A 9530-nucleotide genomic window follows, 5' to 3' on the forward strand; every position below is an offset into this window, starting at 1 on the left:
GATAATAAAAAAGATTATTGAGGATTATTTTGTGTTTTGGGAGAGTACACCCCTTTAGCAATTGGCTGATACAAAACAAAAGTGAATATTTCAGAGGATAAGTAGGTCATTAACCACAACGAGGGTTAAAAGGGCGTGCTTTTTTTTGCGTCCAAAAAAGGAGGAGAAAGAGAATAATCAGGAAGATGATTAATTAAAAAAATAGCGATCACAACATGATGGCCAGAGTAACAATCGAAAGATGCTTGCAGCGATTTGCTGTACATTCGGATTTGCTAGCAAATTCATTTGCGCTAATTAATTCGTGGAAATTGCTCCCTAGAGGTCAAAAAAGCTGTTGATTTGATGCGCGGACTAGGTTTACGGGTCAAAGAAGCTGTGAACGTGCGAGTGGAACATTTTGATTCTTACGACCTTTACAAATAAATAGCTGTCTAACTTGCAGGGTGGTAACTTTTATGTTACCATTCTATTAAGTTAGTATAAAGTTAGAAAGGGAGTGTCTAAATGGGGTTACTTCAATTAGACGGCTTTTCTAATCTTGTTGTAAGCGAAGAAGCAAATGAAACCTTGGAAAAGTTTCTTGCATCAGATTTAGTTACTTTGGATAAAATAATTAGTAAACTTCTACCATTCGATGAGCACGGTGTACATACTCCGTATTTTAAAGTGGATTACTTGGAAGGGAAAAAGTACGAAAATATTATCGAGATTAAAGGAAAAACTACTTCTAGAAGAGAGTGGAGAATTTTGGCGGTTAAAATTTCGGAGGGGAAACGACCAGCCACTTATGCTTTGCTTCACATCTTTTTTAAAACAACAAAAAAAATTCGCCAACAAGATAAAGAAAAGGCATATCAAATCGCTATAAGTGAAGGAATCCGAGTTTAACTCGGCCTTCACTAAACGATTTATAGACGTCTTGATTGAATGTAAAACTCTAACGATAAAAAAGTTAATTTTTTAGGGGGATCTTAGGATTCATAAAAAAACACTGGGAAGGCGGCAAACAATTATGATCGAAGAAAACGGGATTACTAATAAAACAGAAATTACGGGTAAAACTCGCAATTTTCTTAAAGAACTTCCTGTCGATTCAGATTTTAACGTGCTCGCTAAACCTAAGCAGTACATCAGTGAAAAAATCATTGATGCCGTAGAAGAACAGGACATATCTATTAGAAAGCTAGCAAAAAAAATTGATATGAAACATCCGCAAATTATTCGTGTAACAAGTGCTGAAAATTACAATATTGATACACTTTTACGCATCCTTAACGGCTTAGGTTTAGAAATTATCATTCGCAAGAAACTCTAAGTCACGGAAAATAATAAAAGTATAAGTTTAAGGTTAATTATAAGTATAAGTTTAAGATTAATTATAAGTATAAGTTTTAAGATTAATGAAAAATAACGGAAAAAAGATCATGTGTAAATATAATTTGAGAAATTTATAGAGATAATAAGAGTAGGAAATAGCAAAAGAAGGAACTTTAAGTAATGGGAAAAATAAAAAGTAGTAGAGGTGTGCTGAGATGAACGAAAATAATTATAAAAATTGTAGATATGATTTAAGAAATTATAGAGATAATTATAGAAAATGTAGATATGATTCTAGAGATAAGTTTAGAAATTAAAAGATATAATTAAATTGATTTAAAAAGGTATGGCTATAGCCATACCTTTTTTAGGAATACGATTGAAAAAAACGAAAAGAAAATGTAGGTATTTTCTAATATTTGAATTATGCGCAATAGGAAATAATTGTTTTTATAAAAGCAAGTTGATAAAATATGTCCAAATTGGAGGGGTTAGAATGTTTCAAAAGTGTGATTATGGAATTAACCGTTATAGTGAAAAGGCTTTTAAAAAAGACGGTACACCTATAAAACTCAGTGATCCTTTTTTAGCTGCGAGGGAGGTGTCAAGAGAAGGTGGGATCGATAATTTTTTAGATAAACATTATGAAGAAAGAAAGCATGATGAGTGGCAGCAAGAAAATCCTTATAATAATAATTTAACATTAGAGCAAACTAGAGAACTTGAAGAAATAGCTTCATTTGAAAATTCAAATCAAAAAAGCATTTTTGATATATAAATAAATTATAACCAGGGGAACAACTGAACCTTGTTAATTTAATGCACCAGAAAAGGGTAGCTCAAAAAGCTACCCTTTTCTGGTTAGCGATTAGGATTCTTGATTGGCATGATTTGACGTGGCGTATTTTACTTCCAATATAAATACTAGGATATGTTCAATTGCGAATGCAACAACAAGCGAAGTTACAAATCCCCATACAGGGAAATTGAATACACCTGGGACAAGTAGAGCTATAAACATAAGTGTATTCGGTACTATAGAAACAGTCCTACCGTATTTCTCTAAAAGGTACTCTCTTGATGAGCATTTTTTAATTTCACCATGTATATTCCAATTACTTTTCCTATTAATAAAAAGGTGTAGAGTAATAATTACTACCAAATAAATTACGGGATATACTCCACTAACATCGACTACATTTGTAAATTTCCCAATAATAATCACTGGTATTAAAATAGTAAACAGTCTGACAACTATATCTTCCCATAATTGAATTCCCGATTGATTCTTTAATGAATACGATAATAAACCAAATACCATAAAAAGCGAGGCGAAAAGCTTAAACAGATGTGTTCCCACAAAATCCTGACTACTACTGTGACTTATAAAAATTAGTACTGTCATAGATATTGTAAATAGTGCTTCAGTTAAAACTGTAATACGATTTCTGTGTTTATTAAACTGTGAATAGAGCATTTGCATACTATTCCCCTCCTTTTCTAGGTGAATTAACCTTACTTAATATGTATATACGTGATAAATTTAGATTTGTTTCAAAAATACACCTAAATAATATTTTAGAGATAAGATATCTCGCCAAAAAGATATGATGCAAAATATAGCGCAAATATTCCAAATAAAAGTTTAGTGACACTATAAAAAACTTAAAACATTGTCATGGCAATGTTTTAAGTTTTTTTTGTATTTCATTTTTGTGTCAAAACTTAAAAGAATTGATACCGATAACCATGTCCTGTATTATCAATGTATAGGCAGGTGTCAAAACTTACTGTCATAAGTAAGACGCTAAAAAGGGGCTAATACATAATGAAATACGGCTATGCAAGGGTGTCAACAGCTTCACAAGATTTAGAAGTACAATTACAAGCATTAGAAGGTGCTAGTTGTGACAAGATTTATCAAGAAAAATTTACAGGTACTAAGACAGATAGACCTCAATTCAATGAGTTACTACAGGTATTAAAAGAAGGTGACACATTGGTTGTAACAAAACTAGACCGTATCGCACGTTCAGCCTCACAAGGAAGTGAATTAGTAAAACAGCTAATTGATAGTGGGATAGCTGTTCACATCTTAAATATGGGTTACATGGATAACACCCCAGCGTCTAAGCTTATTAAGAATATCTTTTTTGCTTTTGCAGAGTTTGAAAGAGATATGATTGTAGAACGTACACAAGAAGGAAAAGCCATCGCAAGGCAACGTGACGATTTTAGAGAAGGTAGACCGAATAAGTATAGCCAAAAACAAATAGAACATGCTTTAGAGTTACTAGAAAGCCACTCATACAAAGAAGTTGAGAACATGACTGGGATCTCTAAAAGTACGTTAATACGTGCAAAAAGAAAAATTACTATAAAATATTGAAGTGGGTAATTCAGTCTTTAACTGTCCCTGACACCGTATCTTGAAGACTAGTCCCCTAATTTAATTTAAACAACTTATCAATCCTCATCAATAAGTACTTTTTCATTAATATTGTCTCTTTCGAATCTTGGATGAATCGCTATTCCAATGGAGCTTCTAAGAGAACTGAGAATAGAGGATTAAGACCCCATAGACATCAATGTCGTAAATGACCAGGTTATATTGTATAAGTATCAAATGTCTTGTGTAGTCACTAGAGAAATAACAAGTAAAACAAGCCATGTGCCAACGGAAATCTGGTCCTAAGTCCAAAGGAGAGAAAATATTGCTGCAATTGCTTGAGGAAATAGTTTATCTATAATTTAAAATTTATATCAGACATTGAAGGTGTCTTTTTTATGCTCGAATCTTGAAGCTTTTAAATTGAGCTTCTAAGCTAAGGCAAGGGGGAAGGTGAAACCTTCCCCCTTGTTTCTAATTTATTTTTTCATTATTACGTCTTTTTACAAATTAGAAGGTTTCTGCGTTCAACTACATGTTTCTCTATTATCATAATTATAGTTTTTCTAACATTTGAAGTTTTTAAATTTTCAATTCCGATAAATCTTTCAATACATGAGTTGGTTGTGTTTCATAAGTCAAAACATCCTCTCGTTTCGAGAAACCACCTTCAATGTAAATGGTTGGAATCTTGGCATGAATCCCTGCTAAGATATCAGTAAAATAATTATCACCAATTATAGCAACATCATTTTGGGGAATATCTATTAAATCCAAAGCCTTTTCCATAATGGTACTATGCGGTTTCCCGATAAAAATGGGTTCTACACCTGTCGAAACGCTAATAACGGATGCTGTGGCCCCATTTCCTGGAAGCAACCCTTGCTCAGTGGGAAGAGCTCTGTCCCCATTCGTTACAATAAAAGTTGCTCCATTATAGATTGCTAAGCAAGCTTGGACATATTTTTCATAATTAATTTCGCGATCAAGTCCAAATACAACATAATCGGCTTTCTCACCATGTTCAACAAGAGTTAGCCCCTGCTCAGTTAATGCTTGACGAAGACCAATTTCACCAATCATATAAATTTTTGCATTAGGATTTTGTTCATAAACATACTGAGCAGTCGCAAGTGAAGATGTATAAATCTGTTCTTCAGTAACTGGGTATCCAAATGCTTTTAATACTTGAGCAACCATTTGTGGTGTTTTTGTCGAATTGTTTGTTAAAAACAAATAAGGAATTTTTTTGTGATGGAGTTTATTTATAAACTCTAACGTTGCCTGAATGACTTCTGTTCCACGATAAGTTGTACCATCTAAATCAATTAAATATCCTTTATACATCTTGTTCCTACTTTCCAACAAAATTATATTATCGATAGACTACAATTAGCATTTTATCTGGAATTATAGTAGCACCTTTTATAAAAATTTTCGGTAGTGTTGAAATGCTACAATAGAAATAGTGCCTTTCTGTTACTCAGAAGCTAACTCGTCAATTTTCTTTTTTTGTGTTATAAGAGTAAACATAAACGCTATGAATAGGATAATTCCCCCACCTATAAAGACTCCGTAATTTCCTACTAAAAAAGCAATTCCCCCACCTAAAAGAGGTCCAACTATTGAACCTAATGAACGAATGCTATTGAACAAAGAGAAGGCAGTCCCTCGGTTTTCTTCACCTACATTTTGTGCCATTAATGTACTAAGTGCTGGTATGATACTCGCAGAAAAAATCCCCTGTACGCCTCTCAAGACTATTAGAAAAAGAAAGCTAGGAAGTATAGGAGTAAAGAAGAAACAAATGGAGGTCATTAATAGTCCTACTTTTAGATTGGAATAATACCCCTTTTTCTCCCCCCTATTACTCCATCTTTTTATTGCAAAGAATGCCAGTATCCCAGGAATACTAAATATTAATCCTGTTAAGAATGAATACATATCATCCTTAAAGAGATATGTAGTCAGTATTCTAAATATATGTTCTATTTTGATATCCATAATATAGGTTGAGAGTATGGGGAAAATCATTCCTGCAGTGACTTGAAATAAAAAAACTATAAATAAAAAATTTTTTAATTCTGGATATTCAAAAGATCCTGTAATGTATTTTTTGATTGATTTCTTACTGGTGTTTTTATTGTAATTTTTTTTAGAATTTTCTATTAGAATAATTATCATTATTGTATTTAATACCATCGCTAATCCTGCAATAAAAAAAGACATTGAAATAGTAGTTAAACTACTTAAAATACCGCCTGCTAAGGGACCTAATAGTTGACCACCAAGAACCGCATTTTGTAATGAACTTATACGTTTCCCTACGTCTTCTTTACTTGACATTTCAGTAACAATAGCATTTGCTGCGGGCATGAAACCACTATTTAAACCATAAAGTACCCTCAAAATAATTAATTGCACAGGTCCTTGAACAAACGCACATAATATGTATATAATTCCATTTGCTAAGCCTGCACGTACAATCATCGTTTTATGACCAAATTTATCTGATAGCGCTCCCCAAATTGGTGAAGATATTGTAGCACCTATATAACTTGCTATTACTATGAAACTTGACCAAACTTCAATATTTTCCTTAATCCCTAGGTTAATTAAATACAACGGGATAAATGGGAGTATTAATGTAAAACAAAGGTTAGAGATTAAAACACCTATCCAAATAACTCTGTATTTCAGTATATTGCTATCCATTGTTATTAACCCTTCTTTCTATCCCTCCCCATGGAACAAACATTCCTTGATCTTTAACAGCCATTTTTATTAATCTTTTATAAGCACTAAACGCCATTTTAGTATCATCTAAAATAGCTCTTGTGAAATAATCAAATGTTTTATCTTTTCGAAAATAACTATATCTATAAGAGTTTAATAATTCTGAAAAATTAGGTAGAGGATTATCTAATCTTTGTTGAGCTATATTAGACTTCATACTAAAATATTTTCTAATGGCTAGTAAGTCTTCTATTAATGAAATACCAATAAATCCAGGTTTAAGAGTTTGAAGAGGTAATGTACTTTCAGTTTCTTGAAAAGCTTTTATATTTAACAAAATAGGATTAACATCTAATTTTTCTGCAACTCTCAATAAAATTGCAGTATTTGCACCCCAACGAGCATTAATTTCAATTATCTTATGTTGTTGTGTTTTAATATCATATTTTGTTTGTATGCCAATAAAGCCTTTTAATCCAAGATGTTGTACTAACTTAATGGCCCTTTGAGTTTCTGGTAATGGATCCATAATTTCTATACAGGTCGATCTTGAGGCAGCTACATAGCGCAATTTTTTTAATGAATAATGAAAAACTGGATTACCGTTATTGTCAATAATCAAATTTATAGAAGGTTCTATATCCCCAGCAATATATTCTTGAATAATAGGCCACCCATACTTTTCATTCAATTCCTGTACTTTCGCTTTTAATTCATCATGGTTATTTATAATTTGAACTCCTCTTGCACCTTCACCAGTAGTAGGTTTAATAATTAAAGGATATCCTATGATTTCTGCCTTTTCTATTGCATCAGCCATACTATTAGGCAGGTAGGACTCTGGGTATGGAAATCCTGTTGCTTTTGCTGCTAAGATCAAATTATATTTATCTGTCGCTTTTTCTATAGATACAAAATCAGATACCAAGATAATAATATCTTTTTTGGTAAACCTCTCTTTGTTTTTCGAAAGTATGAACATTTCTTTATCCGTAGATGGTATTACTATATTTATATTTTCTGAATAGCAAATATCCAATATCTTCTGTATGAATATTTCTTCTTCAGGGCTATTTTCTTTTATGAATTCTCCTTTTTCCCAACCCTCATTTGGAATCTTAACATGGTAAGACTTGTTAATGAACTTAGAATATGCTAGTATAGTTGGTTTTTCTTGTTGGTAAAATAGGACTATTTTTGAAGAGATTTTCTCTAAGCTTCTAATAAAGCCATATGAGCAAAGAGCCCCTGCATTAGAAGTAAGTATATTTAATTGCTCCATAGAAATACCTCCTGAAATGTAATATGTGTGAAAAGTTAAATAACTTTCCACACATATTAAATGCTTTCTATTAACCTTAATTGATTTCTGCGTTATCCGCTTTGGAAACTGTCGGATTTAGGATTTCTGCATTATCCGCTTTGGAAACTGTCGGATTTAAAATCTCTGCGTTACGTTTCATATGTATCACCTCCTACTGTAAATAATCATAAGTTAAGCAATAATATTTGTAAATAAATTACCTATAATACAAAATTTTTAAAAATATCCATGTTTTTATCACATATTTTATGTAAATTTTGTTTGATGTATAAAAATTTGTAAATTAATTAGTTAATGTTTATTATTATCTTATGATAGGGAAATATTTCTATAATTTTGAGGTGATTATTTGATAGGATTAAGAATAGCTTCGTTAAGAAAGAGTAAACAACTATCCCAAAAAGAATTATGTCATGGAATTACATCAGTTAGCCATCTAAGCAATTTAGAATCATGTAGATATATGGCTGGGAAGGAAACTATTGAATTGATTGCTGAGAGATTGAATGTCTCGCCTAATTATTTACTTTCATATAGTGAGCCTAATTTTGAATTAGAAGCAATACTAAAAAGAATTTTTAAGAAAATAGTGCTGAAGAATGAAGCCGTAGAAGAAGAATTAAAATCTATACCAACTCCTATCAATAATTTAAAATTAGAAATTAGTTATTATCTACTTGTGGCTTCATTTTATTATAAAAATAGTGATTTAACTAATGCTCGTCACATTGATAACAAGTATTTGAAGGTTCCTCTTAAGTATTTAATGAATCATGAAGAGAGTTTTGAGTCCCCATTAAAAGAATATTTATACTATTATTTGGGCCTTAAATTATTTAGAGAAAATAAATTTTCATTAAGTAGTATATATTTCTCAAAGCTTATGGAGATTAATTTTGATAAGGAATTAAAGCCTGCTCTTCAATACAACTTAGCATTAATACATTTTAAAATGACCAATTATTATCAGGCTCTCTCCTATGCAAAAAAAACTTTAGAAAATTACTTAAACACACTCAATTGGTTAAAAGTTGGTGAAATTTATAATTTTATATCAGTAATTTATAGGGAACAGCACCTTTTTGATGAAGCATTAGAACAATTAAATAAGGCTTTAAATATTGCCAAAAACATGAAATTACCCACATTAACGGGAACAACATATCACAACCTTGGTTTAATATATGAAGATCTAAATAATTTTGATGCTGCTTTGTTAAATTATCAAAATGCTATTCAATTTAAAACGCAAACTAAAATGTCTACCTTTATAACATATAGTTGTTTAATACGTTTTTATATAAAAAGGCAACAATATGATCTAGCTGAGGATTTAATATATAAAACCCTTAAAAATATAAAAAATCCTTATGAATTAAACATAATAGAATCTTATCAAGCTTCTATTGCCTTATCTCGAGGAAATGTCGATGCTTTTTTAAATAAATCATTAAAATCATCTGATTTTTTTGAGAGTAATAACTTTTTTCATGAAGCGCAATATTTAAATACAATAATTGGAGAAGCATATTATGCAGATCGGAAATATAAGTTGTCTTCAATGTATTTTAAAAAAGCACTAAATCTAAAATATAAATTGAAAGGCGGAAAAATATGAAAAAGTCTATTATCTTATTTTGTCTATTATTTGGGATTATGACTACTAGCCAAGATTACGTAAATGATGAAGAAGTACCTGATATTAATTCAGTTGGTCAAGGCTACGTATATGATGGGGAAGTACCTGATATTAATTCAGTT

9 protein-coding genes are annotated in these 9530 nt (G+C 31.1%); 5 read left to right on the top strand and 4 right to left on the bottom strand.

Annotated elements, in window-relative coordinates:
* The first annotated feature begins 507 nt into the window (after positions 1 to 507).
* The 3 genes from ACIQXI_RS21665 to ACIQXI_RS21675 all read left to right on the top strand — a co-directional run bounded on the left by ACIQXI_RS21665 (position 508) and on the right by ACIQXI_RS21675 (position 2098).
* On the top strand, positions 508 to 891 hold the full coding sequence (locus tag ACIQXI_RS21665; RefSeq protein WP_402928553.1) for a hypothetical protein: 384 nt from the start codon (positions 508 to 510) through the stop codon (positions 889 to 891).
* Between the two features lie 124 nt (positions 892 to 1015).
* A complete protein-coding gene (locus ACIQXI_RS21670) occupies positions 1016 to 1318 on the top strand; it encodes a hypothetical protein (RefSeq protein ID WP_402928556.1) in 303 nt (100 codons plus the stop codon).
* 498 nt (positions 1319 to 1816) lie between these two features.
* Positions 1817 to 2098 (top strand): hypothetical protein, encoded by a 282-nt coding sequence (locus ACIQXI_RS21675; RefSeq protein WP_402928558.1) that lies wholly within the window; start codon positions 1817 to 1819, stop codon positions 2096 to 2098.
* Between the two features lie 90 nt (positions 2099 to 2188).
* Here ACIQXI_RS21675 and ACIQXI_RS21680 read toward each other — a convergent pair whose 3' ends face one another.
* A complete protein-coding gene (locus tag ACIQXI_RS21680) occupies positions 2189 to 2803 on the bottom strand; it encodes a hypothetical protein (RefSeq protein ID WP_402928560.1) in 615 nt (204 codons plus the stop codon).
* Positions 2804 to 3148: 345 nt separating this feature from the next.
* On the opposite strand from ACIQXI_RS21680, the gene ACIQXI_RS21685 reads away from it, so the two are divergent.
* On the top strand, positions 3149 to 3709 hold the full coding sequence (locus ACIQXI_RS21685; protein ID WP_402928562.1) for a recombinase family protein: 561 nt from the start codon (positions 3149 to 3151) through the stop codon (positions 3707 to 3709).
* Between the two features lie 582 nt (positions 3710 to 4291).
* Here the strand turns inward: ACIQXI_RS21685 and ACIQXI_RS21690 are convergent.
* The 3 genes from ACIQXI_RS21690 to ACIQXI_RS21700 all read right to left on the bottom strand — a co-directional run bounded on the left by ACIQXI_RS21690 (position 4292) and on the right by ACIQXI_RS21700 (position 7727).
* Positions 4292 to 5056, bottom strand: a complete 765-nt coding sequence (locus ACIQXI_RS21690; RefSeq protein WP_402928564.1) for a TIGR01457 family HAD-type hydrolase — start codon at positions 5054 to 5056, stop codon at positions 4292 to 4294.
* A gap of 132 nt (positions 5057 to 5188) precedes the next feature.
* Positions 5189 to 6424, bottom strand: a complete 1236-nt coding sequence (locus tag ACIQXI_RS21695) for an MFS transporter (RefSeq protein ID WP_402928565.1) — start codon at positions 6422 to 6424, stop codon at positions 5189 to 5191.
* Entirely contained in the window at positions 6417 to 7727 is a 1311-nt protein-coding gene (locus ACIQXI_RS21700) for an ATP-grasp domain-containing protein (protein ID WP_402928567.1), read from the bottom strand. The genes ACIQXI_RS21695 and ACIQXI_RS21700 overlap by 8 nt, the downstream gene beginning before the upstream one ends.
* 391 nt (positions 7728 to 8118) lie before the next feature.
* On the opposite strand from ACIQXI_RS21700, the gene ACIQXI_RS21705 reads away from it, so the two are divergent.
* Positions 8119 to 9387 (top strand): tetratricopeptide repeat protein, encoded by a 1269-nt coding sequence (locus tag ACIQXI_RS21705; RefSeq protein ID WP_402928569.1) that lies wholly within the window; start codon positions 8119 to 8121, stop codon positions 9385 to 9387.
* Positions 9388 to 9530 lie beyond the last annotated feature (143 nt).

Source organism: Lysinibacillus sp. NPDC097195 (assembly GCF_044762075.1).
Lineage (GTDB): Bacteria > Bacillota > Bacilli > Bacillales_A > Planococcaceae > Lysinibacillus.

Bases quoted from the DNA above. Each gene is read 5' to 3' on its own strand.
- ACIQXI_RS21665 (WP_402928553.1), top strand. From the start codon at position 508: ATGGGGTTACTTCAATTAGACGGCTTTTCTAATCTTGTTGTAAGCGAA.
- ACIQXI_RS21670 (WP_402928556.1), top strand. From the start codon at position 1,016: ATGATCGAAGAAAACGGGATTACTAATAAAACAGAAATTACGGGTAAA.
- ACIQXI_RS21675 (WP_402928558.1), top strand. From the start codon at position 1,817: ATGTTTCAAAAGTGTGATTATGGAATTAACCGTTATAGTGAAAAGGCT.
- ACIQXI_RS21680 (WP_402928560.1), bottom strand. From the start codon at position 2,803: ATGCAAATGCTCTATTCACAGTTTAATAAACACAGAAATCGTATTACA.
- ACIQXI_RS21685 (WP_402928562.1), top strand. From the start codon at position 3,149: ATGAAATACGGCTATGCAAGGGTGTCAACAGCTTCACAAGATTTAGAA.
- ACIQXI_RS21690 (WP_402928564.1), bottom strand. From the start codon at position 5,056: ATGTATAAAGGATATTTAATTGATTTAGATGGTACAACTTATCGTGGA.
- ACIQXI_RS21695 (WP_402928565.1), bottom strand. From the start codon at position 6,424: ATGGATAGCAATATACTGAAATACAGAGTTATTTGGATAGGTGTTTTA.
- ACIQXI_RS21700 (WP_402928567.1), bottom strand. From the start codon at position 7,727: ATGGAGCAATTAAATATACTTACTTCTAATGCAGGGGCTCTTTGCTCA.